Raw genomic sequence first — 16,538 nt, 5'->3', positions numbered from 1 at the left:
CTTACGGGGATAAAAGACTGGGTATGAACGCTTGGTTATGGAAGGAAATATTAACTTAAGCATAGCGTTATTTTCACTCAGTTAAATAACGCTAAAATCCTTATTTTAAATAAGGATTTTCTCCCATTGCGACTACCACACAAAAAATTCTTAAATCTAACTCTAGCTGGTGGTAACTCGGTTCCATATGGCAGCAAAGTTGATAAAAGCCTTTGTTATGGTCTTTTTCTTTAAAGTGGGCGAGCTCATGTACCACTAACGCTTTTAATAACGGCTCGGGAGCGCGGAGCAAGTCGCTGTTTATCGCTAAATCGTGCTTACGGGTTTTACCTTGCATTCGATACGTATGTGTACCGAATGCATTGGTGACCATATCGCCTTGCTTTTTAAAAGCAGCGCGCCCAAATGGTGGCGCATTTTTTAAATATTGTTTTTTAAGCTCGGTTGCATAGCTATAAAGTAGTTTATCGCTGGTAATAGTGTGTGCTTGCGGATACTTTTTAAGTAAGTAGTCACATACCTTTTTGTTATTTATAAGGCTTAATACTTGCTCAACAATGTTAGCTGGGTAACCGGTAAAGTAACGTGCGTATTCACTCATTATTATTTCTCAGTCGTTTTACTTTTAAAAAAGTGCTTGCTGGTGGGCTTCTTTTTCGCCAGTAAATGGGTTTAATGCTTTGTGATCATAACCAAGGTCTTTGCAAAACTGCCTTGCTAATAATGGCGCTTCTCGGTTATCTGCCGTATGAAAAAACACATAAGGGGTTTTTCCTTCATCAAGCCATTGTTTTACTTTACTTAGCCACGGTTTATAAAAGGGTTTATAGTCGTTTTGTAAATCGGCGATAACAAAGCGCGCCATGGGTTGCGTGCTTGTAGCAATGGCATGCACGGGTAAATGCGGCTTTTTTTGCTGTGCGTCTATTAGCGCTTCGGTTGTTGGTTTTACCGCAAATAGGGCGCGAGTATCCATCGATATGCGATTTATGTTGTTTGCCATTAATAACTGATTAAGCGCTATTTCGGCTTCGCCCTTTTGAAAAAACGCCGTATGACGTACCTCTACACCGTAATTAACCTCTTTTGGTAATAGGCTAATAAATTGGGCGAGTTTGGGTAAGTCACCAGGGCCAAATGCTTTAGGTAATTGCAGCATGATTTGCCCAGTTTTTTCTAAAATAGGGGAGAATAAGTTAAGCCAATCAGTAAGCTCGGTTTGAACATTAGTTAGGTGCAGCTCGTGGCTAAAGCGACGATTAAACTTAAAAGTAAATTTAAAATCGTCGGGTACGCTGTTTGCCCAGCGCAATACGGTGCTTGGCGAAGGATCAGCGTAAAAGCTGGTATTGCCTTCAACAGAGTTAAAGTGTTGTGCGTATTGGCTAAGCATATCGGCGTTTTTACATTGGCTTGAAAATAAATTGCCTTTCCATGCATTACTCGACCACTGCGGGCATCCAATATATAACATACAAACTAGCGCCTTATTATAAAGTGGCGATAGTGTAGCAAATAACAAAACGAGCTGCTGTAAATTCAGGGGCAAAAGCGGCACACGCCCTAGCATCTTAATGTTAGTTGAGTATAATGCAGGGCTTAATTTGATTATTTTTAGATTGCTAGCGGCTTTATTTGTATTGTGGTGACCTGTTTTTTAAATCACACGCCTTAAAACAAATAAGTTTAGCCGTTTAAGCCTTTTATCTGACAGGAAAACTATGCGCTCTATATATTGCGGACAGCTAAATAAAACTCACGTAGATCAAGAAGTTGAACTATGTGGCTGGATCAACAAACGACGTGACCTTGGTGGACTTATCTTTGTCGATTTACGCGATAGAGAAGGTTTAGTACAAGTTGTATTCGACTCTGACATTGAAGAGTTAATGAGTTCGGCTAACACACTTCGCCAAGAATTTTGTGTTCAGTTAAAAGGTATTGTTCGCGCACGCCCAGACAGCCAAGTAAATAAAGACATGGCAACAGGCGAGATCGAAATTTTAGGTAAAGAGCTTAATATTATTAACCGCTCTGAGCCATTACCGCTTGATTTTAACCAAGTAAACTCAGAAGAGCGTCGTTTAAAATACCGCTACCTAGACCTACGTCGTCTAGAAATGAGTGACCGTATTAAATTACGTGCTAAAGCAAGCAGCTTTGTTCGTCGCTTTTTAGATGAAAACGGCTTTTTAGACATCGAAACACCTGTACTTACTAAAGCAACGCCAGAAGGCGCGCGCGATTACTTAGTGCCAAGCCGCGTTCATAAAGGTAGTTTTTACGCATTACCACAGTCTCCACAGTTGTTTAAGCAATTGTTGATGATGTCTGGTTTTGACCGTTACTACCAAATTGTTAAATGTTTCCGTGATGAAGATTTACGCGCCGATCGCCAACCAGAATTTACCCAAATAGATATAGAAACCTCTTTCATGAGCTCTGATCAAGTACGTGGTATGACTGAAAAAATGATCCGCGAGATGTGGCAAACATTGCTAAACGTTGATTTAGGCGATTTTCCAATCATGCCTTACAGCGAGGCAATGAGCCTTTACGGTTCTGATAAGCCAGATTTACGTAACCCAATGAAATTAGTTGATGTTGCAGATTTAGTTAAAGACGTAGAGTTTAATGTTTTCTCAGGTCCGGCTAACGACGAAAAAGGTCGCGTTGCTGTGTTAACTGTACCGGGTGGCGCTAAGCTTTCTCGTAAACAACTTGACGATTACACTAAGTTTATTGGTATTTATGGCGCTAAAGGCATGGCGTGGATGAAAGTAAACGACCACACTGCAGGCGCTGAGGGTGTTCAATCACCAGTAGCTAAGTTTTTAAGCGAAGACGTAATCACTAAATTACTTGAGCGTACTAATGCACAGTCTGGCGATATCATTTTATTTGGTGCCGATAAGCGCAATACAGTAAATGAAGCAATGGGCGCACTGCGCGTTAAGATTGGTGTTGATTTAGAAATCACTAACCTTAATAGCTGGGCACCACTTTGGGTTGTAGACTTCCCAATGTTTGAAGAAGATGACGAAGGCACATTACATGCTGTACATCATCCATTTACTGCACCAAAAGACATTAACGCCAGTGAGCTTGAAGCAAACCCAGCAGCTGCTATTTCAGATGCCTACGATATGGTATTAAACGGCTACGAAGTGGGTGGCGGTTCGGTACGTATTCATAATGCAGATATGCAAGAAACTGCATTTAGAATTTTAGGTATTAACGAGCAAGAGCAACAAGACAAGTTTGGTTTTTTACTTGATGCACTTAAATACGGTACACCACCACATGCTGGTTTAGCATTTGGTCTTGACCGTTTAGCAATGCTTTTATGTGGTACCGATAACATTCGTGACGTTATTGCTTTCCCTAAAACAACACAAGCGTCGTGTTTATTAACCAACGCGCCAAGCAAACCTAACCTTGACTCGTTAGCTGAACTTGCAATAAGTGTTGTAGAAAAAGCGATACCTAACGAAGAGTAATCTTTGTTTCGCTTTTTTGAGCTAAATTTAAAAACCCTTAAGTTATATGCTTAAGGGTTTTTTTATGGTTAAATTTGCTGCAGAGTGTATTTTAAACGAACAGATGAAAAGGAATTATTATGTCGATCAATGCAACCTTATTTGGTGAGTTTTTAGTTTTTATTATTGTGCTGTGTATTCCTATTTTTGCTGTAATTAGCTACAAAATAGGTAAGCGTAAAAGTACTATGCCGGGTGTTTTAGCTTTTGTGGGTGGCTGTTTAGCGCTATTTCCACTATTTGCTTTGATTTTTATTGCAGTGCTTGCGCTTAAAAAAGATTTACCTAAAAGTAATGGCTACACGGGTTAAATTTAATAGGTGAATTGTGTTGTTAAGTAACAATAACCAGTATTTTGATGAGCAATTTAATGCTTTGCAGTACGCAGAGCAGCTAACTGAAAACTCTGAGTTTGAAGAATGTATATTTATCGATTGCGACTTTTCAGGCGGGCAGTTTAAAAATTGCCGATTTATAGAATGTAGTTTTAAAAACTGTAATTTATCGTCACTAAAATGGAACTACAGCTCGCTTGAAAATGTAAGTTTTAGCCACTGTAAATTAAATAGTTTGCAATGGGCTGATGTAGATTGGCCAGCGCTTAGTATTAACGCACCGGTGAGTTTTAATTATTGCGAGCTCAGTAATAGTTCTTTTTTTGAATTAACCCTCAAAGCCCTCAAACTAACACACTGCTTTGCCAAAAATGTTGATTTTAGACACGCTGATTTAAGCGGTAGTGAATTTACAGGAACAGATTTTCGCGATAGTGAGTTTTTTCAAACTAACTTAACAAAATGTGATTTTGTAGGTGCCACGGCGTTTAATATAGATTTGAATAATAATATTTTAGCGAATGCTAAGTTTGATCGCTTCGAAGCACTTAATTTGCTTACCTGCCTTAATATAGAATTGTGTGATTAATTTAGTTTAATATGATTACATATCTAGAAGCGACAGCTTGGCTGGGCTTCTAGATACGGCGTGACTGGGTAATTAACGGCTTGGGCCATTTTTATTACGTGCACTGGCAAGCTGTCTTGCGATTTCTAATAACGCAGGTGAAATATCTTCAGCGCCATCTTTAATTAGTTTTGTAACGTCACCTGACGAAAACAAACCGTCACGCGGTGATTTAATACCTAACTCACGAACAAAATCCTTCGTTTTACCTGTGCTGCCTGTTTCAATAAACTTAAAAATAATACGTTCATTGTTGTTTTTAGCAGGTGCTTTTAGTGTTTCGATTTCGTCATGTATTGCAGTTAGTTTGTCTTCTAAAATTTCTATACGTTCTTGAATGCTATTGTATGATTTCATTTATTGGATCTTTTACTAAATATATTTAAACAATGGCGGCTATTATCGCATAGTTTGACAATAGAGAATGCAAAGCTATAAAGTAAAAGTTATTTTTAATTAAAAACAATAATTTATATAAATTTAAATATGCAAAAAACACTTAAAAAGCTTTTTATATTAAGCGCACTAGCCTTAACTACACCAATAATAAGTACATCAGCAATAAGCACATCAGTAATAGGCGCAACAAGCTATGCAAACGATGGCGTTATAACTGATGAAAGCCGTAATCGCACTATTCCTATCAATATTACATTGCCAAGTAACAATGCTAAGTGTACAGCTCAAGTAAAATGCTCTGTAGCGTTTATTAATGCGGGCTACGGGATTAGCCATAATGAATATACGTTTGTTAGTAATGCGTTTAGTCAGCGTGGATATTTAACAGTAGCCGTTGCACATGAACTAAAAAGCGACCCTGATCTTAATCGTGAGCAGCCTTACTTAACAACGCGTATGGAAAACTGGCATCGTGGCGTAGTGACGCTTAAGTTTTTAGTTAATGAGCTATCGAGTAAATACCCAGCGTATGATTTTACAAAACTCACCTTATTTGGGCATTCTAATGGCGGTGATATTTCCGCATTATATGGCTCTATTTATCCAAACGAAGTTAGCACTATTATTACGCTCGATCATCGCCGCATGTTGATCCCGCGCAATAAAAACATTCGCGTACTTACACTTCGCGGTAGTGATTACCCAGCTGATGCGAATGTGTTGTTAAACGATTCAGAGCTGGATAAGTTTCCTGTTACACAAACACTAATAGAAAAATCTCGCCATAACGATATGTACGATGGCGGGCCAAAATGGCTGGTGGACAGAATGAGTAAAGAAGTAGAAGGATTTTTAGATAGTAAAAATTAGGTTTATAAAAGTTAAATCACAGCGCAGTGTTAGCTGCGCTATATTAATTTTATGGTAGTTACTCTACCAGTTCACTTACAATAACCGGGTTGTTATGCAGTGTTTTATGTACTGGGCATTTGTCGGCTATTTCGAGTAAACGCTGGCGCTGTGGCTCAGTTAAGTCGCCACGTAAGGTGATTTTACGGGTAATGGCTTCAAGGTTACCTGTTTGCTCACAATCGTCGCAATCTTTGTTGTAATCGCGAGTGTGATCAAGCTCTACTTTTACATGCTCCAGTGGTAAGTTTTTACGTGTAGCGTACATACGCAGTGTCATGGCCGTACAGGCACCAAGCCCCGCTAATAAGTGATGATACGGATCAGGACCTAAGTTTTTACCACCTACTTTTATTGGCTCATCTGCAAGCCAAGTATGATCTTTTGTACTTACGTGCTGAGTAAATACATGGTCTTTTTCTTCAACGAGTACATTGCCACCCGTTAAACTTGCCGTGTATTTAGTTTTGTCGTACTTAACATAACGGTTTGCCCACGTTGCTATTATTTGTGCAGCGTAGTCGGCATCGTTTTTATTTGTTAAAAGGTGATCGGCGTTATCTAGGCTAATAAAGCTTTTAGGATGCTTGGCTGATGCATAAATTTTTTCAGCTTCACTAATATTTACAGTCGCATCAATAGGGGAGTGCATTACTAATAATGCGCGCTTAAGTTTACTAATGTGGCTTTTATCGTACTTGGCTATATCGTCAATAAATTGCTTTTTAATGGTAAATTCACGGCCGGCTAAGTTAACTTTAGCTTCACCTGCTGCGTTAATTTCATCAAGGTGTGCTTCAAAGTTATGCGCTACGTGCTGCGCATCTGACGGTGCACCAATGGTTGTAATAGCCGATACTTCAGGAATATGCTCCGCAGCAGCAAGAACGGCAGCCCCGCCTAAACTGTGGCCAATGAGTAGTTGCGGCGCCGCAAAATGCTCACGTAAATGATTTGCCGCAGATACTAAATCTTGAATGTTTGATGAAAAGTTACTGTTAGCAAAGTCGCCATCGCTATTACCTAAACCGGTAAAGTCGAAACGTAGTACGGCAATGCCTTGTTGTGTTAAAGCTCGGCTAATACGGGTGGCTGCTGCAATGTCTTTACCGCAGGTAAAGCAGTGTGCAAATAGCGCGTAAAACTTAACGTCACCAGAGGGAAGTTCAAGTTGGCCGGCAAGTTCTAAATCGCCGCTTTTAAAAGATACTTTTTGTCGCATGGGGAGCCTTATTTACACAAATAAAATATATTATATTAGTAGACCATATATAAGCACTAAACCTTGCAAATTCAACGTTTTTTTATAAGTTGATCTTGATCAAGCCAAGTGGCGGTGACTATGCTTTGCGGACATATGTCCTTATGTTTTTGAGGTCATTTGTCTATCCTCGCATAGCGCTATAATGAAGGCTTTGCTACTTTATATAAGTAATTTAGCACTATTAAAAGCAACTCACTTCACACAACCTATTCACTGGAACGTACAATGCAATTACCTACTGTTGATTATAAAGCTCCCGATGCGGCTGCACAATTTGTTGAATCGTTAAGAAATACTGGATTTGGCGTTTTAAAAAACCACCCAATCCCACAGTCTTTAGTTGAGTCTATTTACAAAAATTGGCAAGACTTTTTTAACTCAGAGCAAAAGCACGACTTTTTATTCTCTAAAGACACTCAAGACGGTTACTTTCCGCCTTCAGTATCTGAAGTAGCGAAAGGCTTTACAATAAAAGACATTAAAGAGTACTTCCATGTGTACCCTAAAGGTCGCGTTCCTGCAGAGCTTGAAGCTGATGTACGTGAATACTACCGTTTAGCAAGTGAATTTGCTGGCACATTGTTAAGCTGGGTTCAGGCTGAATCTCCGGCTGATGTACGTGCTAAGTTTTCGATTGATTTAAAAGACATGATTGCAGGCTCTGAGCAAACATTGTTACGTATCCTACATTATCCGCCTATGACGGGTGATGAAGAGCCAGGTGCTATTCGCGCAGCAGCCCATGGCGATATTAACTTATTGACTGTATTACCAGCTTCTAATGAGCCTGGTTTACAAGTTCAAAAAACAGATGGCGGTTGGTTAGACGTGCCATGTGATTTTGGCAGCTTAATTATTAATATCGGCGACATGTTACAAGAAGCGTCGGGCGGGTATTTCCCATCGACAATTCACCGTGTAATTAACCCAACGGGTAAAGCATCTACTAAATCGCGTATTTCACTACCGTTATTTTTACACCCGCATCCAGATGTTGTGCTTTCAGAGCGCTACACGGCAGATAGCTACTTGCAAGAACGCCTGCGTGAGTTAGGTGTTAAGTAACTCTTATACTTAGAGTAATTAAGTATAAATATAAAACGGCTTATGGCCGTTTTTTGCATTTTTAAGCAACTTGAGCACAGGTTTAATTTTATTAAGCTATGATCAATTGCTCGCAACGTAAATAATGGCATGCATTCTTAGCTACTACAGGTATAATGCGCGCAACTGGCTAATGTAGCCTAATTTAAAAGAGAGTTTATATGAGTTTTGAAGGTTTAGGTTTATCACAGTCTTTGGTTAATGCGGTTTTAGAAAAGGGCTATGAAACGCCAACGCCGATTCAGGCTCAAGCAATTCCTGCAATTATTGAACGCCGTGATGTTATGGCAGCAGCGCAAACAGGTACAGGTAAAACAGCGGGTTTTACATTACCACTTATTGAGCGTTTGTCGTCAGGCCCTAAAGCTAAAAGTAACCACGTACGTGCACTTATTTTAACGCCTACACGTGAGCTTGCTTTGCAAGTAAGCGAAAACGTTGAAGAGTACGCTAAGCATTCGGATGTGAGCTCATTTGTAGTTTACGGTGGCGTTAAAATTAACCCACAAATGCAGCGTCTTCGTAAAGGTGTTGATATTTTAGTAGCAACGCCGGGTCGTTTAATCGACTTACATAATCAAAATGCAGTTAAATTTGATAGCGTTGAAGTGCTTGTACTCGATGAAGCTGACCGCATGTTAGACATGGGCTTTATTCATGACATTAAACGCTTAATTGCTAAAATGCCTGCTAAACGTCAAAACTTGATGTTTTCGGCTACATTTTCAGATGAAATTCGTGCATTAGCAAAAGGGTTAATTAATGACCCTGTTGAAATTTCAGTTGCTGCAAAAAATACCACTGCAAAAAGTGTTACTCAGTGCGTTTACGCGGTAGATAAAACACGTAAAACAGCATTGCTAAGCCACTTGATTCGCACTAACGATTGGCAACAAGTATTAGTGTTTAGCCGTACAAAGCACGGTGCTAACCGCTTAGTTAAACAACTAGAGCGCGATGATATTGTAGGCGCGGCTATTCATGGTAATAAATCACAAGGCGCACGAGTTAAAGCGCTTGATGGTTTTAAAAGTGGTGAAGTACGTGTACTAGTAGCAACAGACATTGTTGCACGTGGTTTAGACATTGTTGAATTACCGCATGTTGTTAACTACGACTTACCAAACGTATATGAAGATTACGTTCACCGTATTGGCCGTACAGGCCGTGCCGGTGCGTCGGGTCATGCGATTTCGTTTGTAACAACAGAAGATGCTGTTGATTTATACGGTATTGAGCGCTTTATTGGTGAGCTTATCCCACGTGCTGAAGAAGACGGTTTTGAGCCTATTAACCCAGTAGCAGAGCGCGCATTAGATGCTCGCCCACTGCCGTCTAAAAAGCCTAAGAAAAAGCAGCCTTTTAATAAGCCTAAATCTGATAGCAGCAAGCCTAACAGTAAAAAGCCAAATAATGGTGGTAATGGTACCGGCCCACGCCGTGGTGGTTCTAAAAAGCCAGCTGCTAAAACAGATGACAGCGCGCAAAACCCATGGGCAAAGCGTGAATCTGTTGGCGGTAGTGGCCAACGCCGTCGTCGCACAAATAACGATTAATGATCATATTGGCGTTTAATTAATTTAGAACTTGGTTAAAGGCTGATACAAAAAACGCGCTCTCTTCTTTTGAATAAATAGAAGCAGCGCGTTTTTTATTGTCTGTAATTTGTACTTACTGTATTGCCTACCTGATTAAATAGTTAATACCCAAGCCGACAAATAAAGTCACACTTACGCTAAGTAGTGTGCCGAGCATAACGTACTCGGTAAGTTTTTTATCTTTGCTTGCACTTAAATCGCCAAACCTAAATACTGACTTTGCCGCAAGTAAAAAGCCAAGCCCTGCAAATTGGTCAAGCAATATAAAGCTCAGCATAAGTACGCGCTCAAGCATACCTATGCTTTGCCCTGCAAGTGGTAAGCTACCAGTACTTGAAAAGTTACTTGTTAAACGCTCTAACATCATTCTTATAAATACGGCGCTAGGACTTAAAATAATTAAATAACCGCATACCACCCACAGTATTTTGGGATCAGTGAGCATATTATTAATTGCTGTCATAAAGCTATTGTTATCAGTTAGCCAAATACTGAGCGCAATAATAACGAGTATGTGCGCTATTTGATCAAGTAAAAAAGGCACCACGCCTTTATTAGAATACGATTTAGCTATATCAATAAAGTAATGGCTCAACATAATGCTCGCCGTGGCAATTAAAACACTGCTTAGTTGTTGCCACCCGAATGTGTATTCCCACACGGTAATAATGAGTGCACTTGTTACACCATGCACAAGTACATGAAAATAAAGCTTACTGGCTTTAAAGTGACGGGTGTTTCTGTCGTTTACCCAGCTCATAGGTTGCCAGTAAAAATCAGCGAGTAAGTGGCCAATAATAAGCGCGACCAGTAAAAGTGAAAACTCCATTATTCACCTCCTTTAATTATATTTTTTATAACGTGTTGTGTGTGCTTAATAAAGCGTTCTATAAGTTGGTAGTGCGCTAAATTTAGTAGTTTTGTTACATTTTCGCGACTTGTTTTAAGCTCTTTAGCCAGTGCCGCGTGGCTGTTGTCTGATGATGTTAAATAGACATACAGGGCATTTGCTTGTTTTTGCGTGATTTTAGTGAGTAATACGTCGGCAAAGGCTAAATTAAGATTTAAGCTTTCATCAAGCTGCTGCTCATTAATATTAAAAACAAAGCGTTGATTACCTATTTTATCAAGGCCTTGCCCCGAAAGGGTAAAAGCAGAACCGGTTGCTGTTTTTATATCGCTGCGTGGGTTATCTATTTGCCCAAGTGCCAAGCTTTGCCGTAGCTCATAACCTGACGATTTAAGGTGTAAATATACAAGTATGGCATTTTTAAAAAGGAGCTCAGGATTATTAACTTGTAACTGAAAGGCATCGCCTCGGTATATATTCCAAAGTGTTTGCTCCCCCGAAATGTTTCGCAAACTTTGCTCTAGTTGATAAAGCATGGCATCGTATTGCTGCTTAGGGATTGTTTGCGATTTAATAATATCGCCGCTGATCACACCAATCATAAAAATCTCAAAATGGTTACTTTTTAATATGTAACCAATATTGGTTACATAAGGGTATGTAACTAATTTAGGTTACTTAAATATAAATTGCAAGGTACACTTATTTTATAATGTTACTTTTATTGCTATTAATCCTCACTAGGACACTAAATGACTTTACAAAACGAGCAGCAAAGCACGAAACCACGCGTAGGTATTTTTGTTGATGTGCAAAATATTTATTACACGTGCCGCGAGAGTTACGGAAAAAACTTTGACTACAATGCGTTTTGGCGGGTAATGCAGGCGCAATACAATATTGAATGTGCTTTTGCGTACGCTATTTATCGAGGTGATGAAAAGCAAAATCAGTTTCAAAATATTTTGCGTGCGATTGGCTTTGACGTAAAGCTAAAGCCATTTATTCAACGTCGTGATGGCAGTGCAAAAGGTGACTGGGATGTAGGCATAACAATAGACATGTTAGAGCAGGGTAAGAATCTTGATAAGGTTATTTTGCTCTCTGGCGATGGTGACTTTGCTTTGTTACTTGGGCATTTAAAAAATCAATATAATGTACCGTGCGATGTATACGGTGCTGACCGGTTAACTGCAGAGGTATTAAAACAAAGCGCTGAGCAATTTCATTTAATTGATAATACCTTGCTCCTTTAACAGCAAAAAATAGTTAAAAAGGTGCAAGCTAAGTGCCTGCAACATGAGAGATTTTAATACAAAGCCGTAATAGATGAATTAAGCCTTATATAGGCTTTTTTTATTACTGTAATCAATTGGGTTTGCTAAATGATTATGGTAATTTTAAAGCATAACGAGTTACCAAGGACTTACATGCTTCATTACAGCAACATGCCACTAGATAGAGGCTCAAATTTTCGTAAAGACCCATCGTGGCTTAAAGCGCAAATGTCGGCGCAAAGTAAATGGGTTTTAGTTAAAAATAATCAAACCCTATTTATTAAAGATACCCCTAAAGTAAGCTATTTAACGTATCAACAAGTGGCGCATTTAGATTTAACGAGTGCTATTTTTGTTGGTTTAAACAATGCTAAACATGGTGTGTTTGCATTGGATGTTTCTGATCTGGATGAAAGCGTACTTACGCCTTTAATAGAGGGCGCTCAGTTTTTTGATATTCGCCAATATGGGCCTCAAGTAACCATTAAATATGCCTCAATAGCCGCCCTTGCGAGAGGTTTATGTTATTGGCATGCCACGCACCGTTTTTGTGGGCGCTGCGGTAGTAAAAACCGTTCAGTGGAAGCAGGGCATTCTCGTGTATGTGAAAACGAAAACTGTAAGCATCCTACATTCCCGCGTACCGATCCTGCGGTAATTATGGTCGTTACTAAAGTCTTTGCTGACGGAGTAGAACGCTGTTTATTAGGTCGCCAAGCCGCGTGGCCTATTGGTATGTATTCGTCGCTTGCTGGATTTGTAGACCCAGGGGAGACACTGGAACAAGCTGTTGCGCGTGAAGTTAAAGAAGAGGCAGGTATAGAGGTTGATAACGTACGTTATGTTGCATCTCAGCCATGGCCGTTCCCATCGTCCATTATGCTTGGTTTTTTTGCAGAGGCGACATCTGAGGAAATTAACGTAGATAAAGAAGAGCTAGACGATGCAAAATGGTTTAGCCGTGAAGACTTAGAGCAATTTGGTAATTGGCACGAAGAAGGGGAGCATTTAAAGCTGCCTAGAACCGACTCTATCTCTCGTTATTTAATTGAGCATTGGCGCACAAACCCTTAAGGATTAACAATGTCGAGTAAAAGTAATAAAAACACTCAGCTGGTATCATCAGGGCGCAAAAAAGCCTATACACATGGCGTAGTAAATCCCGTTGTACAGCGTGCATCTACCATTGTATTTGATACCGTAGCAGATCTAAAAGAAGCAGCTAAAACCCGTGGCGATAAAACGTTATTTTATGGGCGCCGGGGAACAACAACACACTTTGCGCTACAAGAAGCGATTACAGAACTTGAAGGCGGCGAAGGCTGTGCACTATACCCTTGTGGCGCGGCGGCGATTAGCCAAGTATTTTTATCGTTTTTAAAAACCGGTGATCATATTTTAATGGTTGATAACGTGTACGAACCAACTCGCGATTTTTGCGATAAAATTTTAGTGGGGCTGGGCATTACAACAACCTACTACCCGCCAACCATTGGCGCAGGTATTAAAGACTACATTCAGCCAAATACCAAAGTATTGTTTTTAGAATCCCCAGGTTCTATTACGATGGAAGTGCAAGATGTGCCTGCTATGGTAAAAGTAGCCAATGAGCATAGCGTAATGACCATACTTGATAATACCTACGGCAACGGTTTGCATTATCGTCCGCTAGAGCACGGTGTTGATATTAGTATTCAGGCTGCAACGAAGTATATTGTCGGCCATTCAGACGTGATGATGGGTGTGGCTGTTGCTAATAAAAAGTACTGGCCAACCTTGCGCGAAAACTCGTACTTACTAGGGCAATGTACCAGTGCCGATGATGCGTATTTAGCGCTTAGAGGCCTTCGTACAATGGGTGTGCGTTTAAATCAACATGAAAAAGCAGCAATAGAAGTAGCTAAATGGCTTGAACAACATGAGCTTGTTGATCATATTCGCCACCCTGCATTTGAAACCTGCCCAGGGCATGAGTTTTTTAAACGTGACTTTGATGGCAGTAATGGGTTGTTTTCATTTGTTATGAAAACCGGCAATCAAAAAGCGATTGATGCATTTTTAGATAGCCTTGAGCATATTAAAATGGGCTTTTCGTGGGGCGGTTTTGAAAGTTTAGTAACCGCTAATTTAACTATGAAAGGGCTGCGTTCAAATACAGGTTGGGATTTAGGCCCGGTTATTCGCTTGCATATTGGTCTTGAAGATGTAGATGATTTAATTAGTGATTTAAGCCAAGCACTTGAGGTTTATAAGCAGCATTTATAATTTATATCGCAATTTATGCTGTTACATTTAAATGTATTGTTACAAAGCTCACCATAGGTGGGCTTTTTTTTGCTGGTAATTCAAGGTGTTTACACTTAGTGTGGATAAATACACAGAAAATAAAAAGTCATTAAGGATAGTCAATGACAACACCATTACCGATAAACGTAGGGCGATTAACGCAAATAGCGGGATTTGAGCTTGTACGTATGTTTTTAACTAAACGTGGACTTATTGCATTAGCTGCCTTTGCATTGGTGTGGCTAATAATACTGCGCTACCCAATAGGGCAGGCAGTAGGCATTGTAAGTGCGCCCGATTTTGAGCAAATAGCCCGTGATATATCAGGTTCTATTGGTTTAAGTAAATTATTGGATTGGCCTGAGGCCGAATTTGCTATGTACTGGTTAATAGCCCTGTATAGCTTTCCCGTTTTTGGTTTATTTATTTGTAGCGACCAAACGGTAGGCGATAGAGAGCGCGGCACACTAAGGTTTTTATCACTGCGCTCCACTCGCTTTGAAATACTGTTTGGTCGTTTTTTAGGACAATTAGCGGTATTAGCCTGCTTAGTGGGCATTACTCTTGTGGCTACGCTTGCTGTACTAGGGTTTAGAGATCCAAGTTTACTGGCTGGTGGTTTTGCCCGTGCGCTTTCTATATTTTTAATATTAGTGATTACTCTGTGTCCATTTGTAGCACTTATGACGTTAATAAATACCTTTGCTCGCTCATCGCGTTTATCTATTGTATTGGCAATTTTATATTTTGCAGCAGGCGGTATTGTAGTTGGTATACTGCAATGGCAAATACCCGCATTAGGCTTGCTTGATTATTTATTTCCGGGTGTGCAAATAGAGTTATTAGCGGGGCAAAATTTACCATTATTAAGCGCTGTGGCTATTCCCCTTGTGCAAACTGCGGTATTACTAAGCGTTGCTCAACGTATTTTTGCAAGGAGCTCACTATGAGACCATTAATTACAGCCAGCGGTTTGAGTAAATCGTATGGTACAAAACTTGCGCTTAATAATGTGGACTTTGAGATTAATAAAGGTGCGCCAGTTGCGCTTGTTGGGCCAAATGGTGCGGGTAAAACCACCTTATTTAGTTTGTTGTGCGGCTATATAGCGCCAAGTAAAGGCAGCCTTGAAATATTAGGGCATAAGCCAGGGAGCGCTGCTTTATTTAATAAAGTAAGTGCATTACCGCAAGACGCGCAACTTGACCCTCGTTTTAATATAGATAAGCAACTCGCTTTTTATGCAAAACTGCAAGGTATGGGTGCTAAGCAAAGTCAAACTGAGGCGCTACGTGTACTTGACTTGGTTGGCTTAAAAGAAATTGCAAAGCAGCGTGCAGGGGATTTATCGCACGGTATGCGCAAGCGCGTTACGATAGCGCAAGCACTTATTGGCGCGCCACAAATTGTAATGCTTGATGAAGCAACCGCAGGGCTTGATCCGATTCATGCCAGAGAAGTACGCGAGCTAGTATCTGAATTAAGTGAACAGGCTACGTTTATTTTAAGCTCTCACGATTTAACTGAGCTTGAACGACTATGCTCACAGGTGCTTCATTTAGATAAAGGCGTACTAAGCGAGCATCAAACAAAAACAAACAATACCGATAAACACTTTTATACATTAATGCTAAGCGAAGCTTATCAAAATGTTGAGCAACAGCTTCAAGCAATTGCAGGGGTGAGCCGGGTGTATATGAGCCAACATAAAGAATATGTTGTTGAGTATCAGCCAACGAGCGATCCACTTGATATTGCACTACTGAATTTTTGTCATCAGCAACACTGGCAGTACAGGCAGTTAGTTAATGGTCACACATTAGAGAATCAAATATTTAAACAGGAGAAAGTATAATGGGTTTACTTAGCGGACTTATGGGTAATGCAAGCGAAGTTGACGATTCTGATTTAGAGAAAATCCTCGCCAATACATTAATTGACGGCGAGCAAGTAGAAAAAGCATATAAAGTAGTACGTGATATGTTTATTTTTACTAATAAGCGCTTAATCTTAATTGATAAGCAAGGTATGACCGGCTCTAAAATGGAAATGGTGAGTATTGCTTACTCTAAAATTACCAAGTTTAGTAAAGAAAGTGCAGGCCATTTTGACTTAGATGCCGAGCTAAAAATATGGGTTGGCTCAGATCCAACACCAATTAGTAAAGAGTTTAAGTCTGGCGATAATATTAACGATGTTTATCGTATTATTAGCCAACACGCGCTTTAAGCTGCGGTACATGTTTTAAGTAGTTGTTGACTAGATGTTGCAACTACTTTAATTTTACAGTTTACAACACTTCCTTACAATTAACTTAATAAATACAACTGGTTAGTTAAGTTTTCATTC

18 protein-coding genes are annotated in these 16,538 nt (G+C 39.8%); 12 read left to right on the top strand and 6 right to left on the bottom strand.

Features of this window, described 5'->3' with window-relative positions; genetic code table 11:
* Positions 1 to 100: 100 nt before the first annotated feature.
* Positions 101 to 601 carry a YgjP-like metallopeptidase domain-containing protein gene (locus QL995_RS14305; RefSeq protein WP_290294447.1) on the bottom strand — a complete coding sequence of 167 codons (501 nt, stop codon included), beginning with the start codon at positions 599 to 601 and terminating at the stop codon, positions 101 to 103.
* Positions 602 to 625: 24 nt separating this feature from the next.
* The gene (locus tag QL995_RS14300) at positions 626 to 1,474 is read right to left on the bottom strand and encodes a DUF72 domain-containing protein (RefSeq protein ID WP_290294446.1); all 849 of its coding nucleotides are present in this window, start codon (positions 1,472 to 1,474) and stop codon (positions 626 to 628) included.
* Positions 1,475 to 1,721: 247 nt separating this feature from the next.
* Between QL995_RS14300 and aspS the strand changes: the two genes are divergently transcribed.
* From aspS to QL995_RS14285, 3 genes are all read left to right on the top strand, one after another.
* Positions 1,722 to 3,500: an aspartate--tRNA ligase gene (aspS, locus tag QL995_RS14295; RefSeq protein WP_024591308.1), complete on the top strand. Its 1,779-nt coding sequence runs from the start codon at positions 1,722 to 1,724 to the stop codon at positions 3,498 to 3,500.
* A 119-nt stretch (positions 3,501 to 3,619) separates the two neighbouring features.
* Positions 3,620 to 3,850: a hypothetical protein gene (locus tag QL995_RS14290; protein WP_007586979.1), complete on the top strand. Its 231-nt coding sequence runs from the start codon at positions 3,620 to 3,622 to the stop codon at positions 3,848 to 3,850.
* A 16-nt stretch (positions 3,851 to 3,866) separates the two neighbouring features.
* A complete protein-coding gene (locus QL995_RS14285) occupies positions 3,867 to 4,463 on the top strand; it encodes a pentapeptide repeat-containing protein (protein WP_024591307.1) in 597 nt (198 codons plus the stop codon).
* A gap of 72 nt (positions 4,464 to 4,535) precedes the next feature.
* Here QL995_RS14285 and QL995_RS14280 read toward each other — a convergent pair whose 3' ends face one another.
* On the bottom strand, positions 4,536 to 4,859 hold the full coding sequence (locus QL995_RS14280) for a hypothetical protein (RefSeq protein WP_010555318.1): 324 nt from the start codon (positions 4,857 to 4,859) through the stop codon (positions 4,536 to 4,538).
* A 129-nt stretch (positions 4,860 to 4,988) separates the two neighbouring features.
* On the opposite strand from QL995_RS14280, the gene QL995_RS14275 reads away from it, so the two are divergent.
* Complete coding sequence (locus QL995_RS14275) at positions 4,989 to 5,771, top strand: alpha/beta hydrolase (RefSeq protein ID WP_290294445.1); 783 nt, start codon at positions 4,989 to 4,991, stop codon at positions 5,769 to 5,771.
* A 58-nt stretch (positions 5,772 to 5,829) separates the two neighbouring features.
* Here QL995_RS14275 and QL995_RS14270 read toward each other — a convergent pair whose 3' ends face one another.
* Positions 5,830 to 7,032 (bottom strand): bifunctional alpha/beta hydrolase/OsmC family protein, encoded by a 1,203-nt coding sequence (locus tag QL995_RS14270; protein WP_007586983.1) that lies wholly within the window; start codon positions 7,030 to 7,032, stop codon positions 5,830 to 5,832.
* Positions 7,033 to 7,299: 267 nt separating this feature from the next.
* On the opposite strand from QL995_RS14270, the gene QL995_RS14265 reads away from it, so the two are divergent.
* On the top strand, positions 7,300 to 8,139 hold the full coding sequence (locus tag QL995_RS14265) for a 2OG-Fe(II) oxygenase family protein (protein ID WP_007586986.1): 840 nt from the start codon (positions 7,300 to 7,302) through the stop codon (positions 8,137 to 8,139).
* A 200-nt stretch (positions 8,140 to 8,339) separates the two neighbouring features.
* Complete coding sequence (locus tag QL995_RS14260; protein ID WP_007377987.1) at positions 8,340 to 9,734, top strand: DEAD/DEAH box helicase; 1,395 nt, start codon at positions 8,340 to 8,342, stop codon at positions 9,732 to 9,734.
* 127 nt (positions 9,735 to 9,861) lie between these two features.
* Here QL995_RS14260 and QL995_RS14255 read toward each other — a convergent pair whose 3' ends face one another.
* Positions 9,862 to 10,605 carry a DUF3307 domain-containing protein gene (locus QL995_RS14255; RefSeq protein WP_024594122.1) on the bottom strand — a complete coding sequence of 248 codons (744 nt, stop codon included), beginning with the start codon at positions 10,603 to 10,605 and terminating at the stop codon, positions 9,862 to 9,864.
* Entirely contained in the window at positions 10,605 to 11,228 is a 624-nt protein-coding gene (locus QL995_RS14250) for a hypothetical protein (protein ID WP_010555313.1), read from the bottom strand. Before QL995_RS14250 ends, QL995_RS14255 begins: the two co-directional genes overlap by 1 nt.
* Positions 11,229 to 11,378: 150 nt before the next feature.
* On the opposite strand from QL995_RS14250, the gene QL995_RS14245 reads away from it, so the two are divergent.
* From QL995_RS14245 to QL995_RS14220, 6 genes are all read left to right on the top strand, one after another.
* Positions 11,379 to 11,882 carry an NYN domain-containing protein gene (locus QL995_RS14245; RefSeq protein ID WP_024594121.1) on the top strand — a complete coding sequence of 168 codons (504 nt, stop codon included), beginning with the start codon at positions 11,379 to 11,381 and terminating at the stop codon, positions 11,880 to 11,882.
* Between the two features lie 174 nt (positions 11,883 to 12,056).
* Entirely contained in the window at positions 12,057 to 12,977 is a 921-nt protein-coding gene (gene nudC / locus QL995_RS14240) for an NAD(+) diphosphatase (protein WP_165722920.1), read from the top strand.
* A 9-nt stretch (positions 12,978 to 12,986) separates the two neighbouring features.
* Positions 12,987 to 14,168 carry a cystathionine beta-lyase gene (locus QL995_RS14235; RefSeq protein WP_290294444.1) on the top strand — a complete coding sequence of 394 codons (1,182 nt, stop codon included), beginning with the start codon at positions 12,987 to 12,989 and terminating at the stop codon, positions 14,166 to 14,168.
* Between the two features lie 143 nt (positions 14,169 to 14,311).
* Entirely contained in the window at positions 14,312 to 15,139 is an 828-nt protein-coding gene (locus QL995_RS14230) for an ABC transporter permease subunit (RefSeq protein ID WP_290294443.1), read from the top strand.
* Complete coding sequence (locus QL995_RS14225; RefSeq protein WP_290294442.1) at positions 15,136 to 16,044, top strand: ABC transporter ATP-binding protein; 909 nt, start codon at positions 15,136 to 15,138, stop codon at positions 16,042 to 16,044. Before QL995_RS14230 ends, QL995_RS14225 begins: the two co-directional genes overlap by 4 nt.
* Positions 16,044 to 16,418 carry a PH domain-containing protein gene (locus QL995_RS14220; protein ID WP_007377979.1) on the top strand — a complete coding sequence of 125 codons (375 nt, stop codon included), beginning with the start codon at positions 16,044 to 16,046 and terminating at the stop codon, positions 16,416 to 16,418. Before QL995_RS14225 ends, QL995_RS14220 begins: the two co-directional genes overlap by 1 nt.
* The last annotated feature ends 120 nt before the right edge of the window (positions 16,419 to 16,538 follow it).

Origin of the sequence: Pseudoalteromonas sp. APC 3358 (assembly GCF_030408075.1) — a bacterium.
Classification (GTDB): Bacteria; Pseudomonadota; Gammaproteobacteria; order Enterobacterales; family Alteromonadaceae; genus Pseudoalteromonas; species Pseudoalteromonas arctica.
This window is presented reverse-complemented; position numbering and strand designations above follow the sequence as displayed.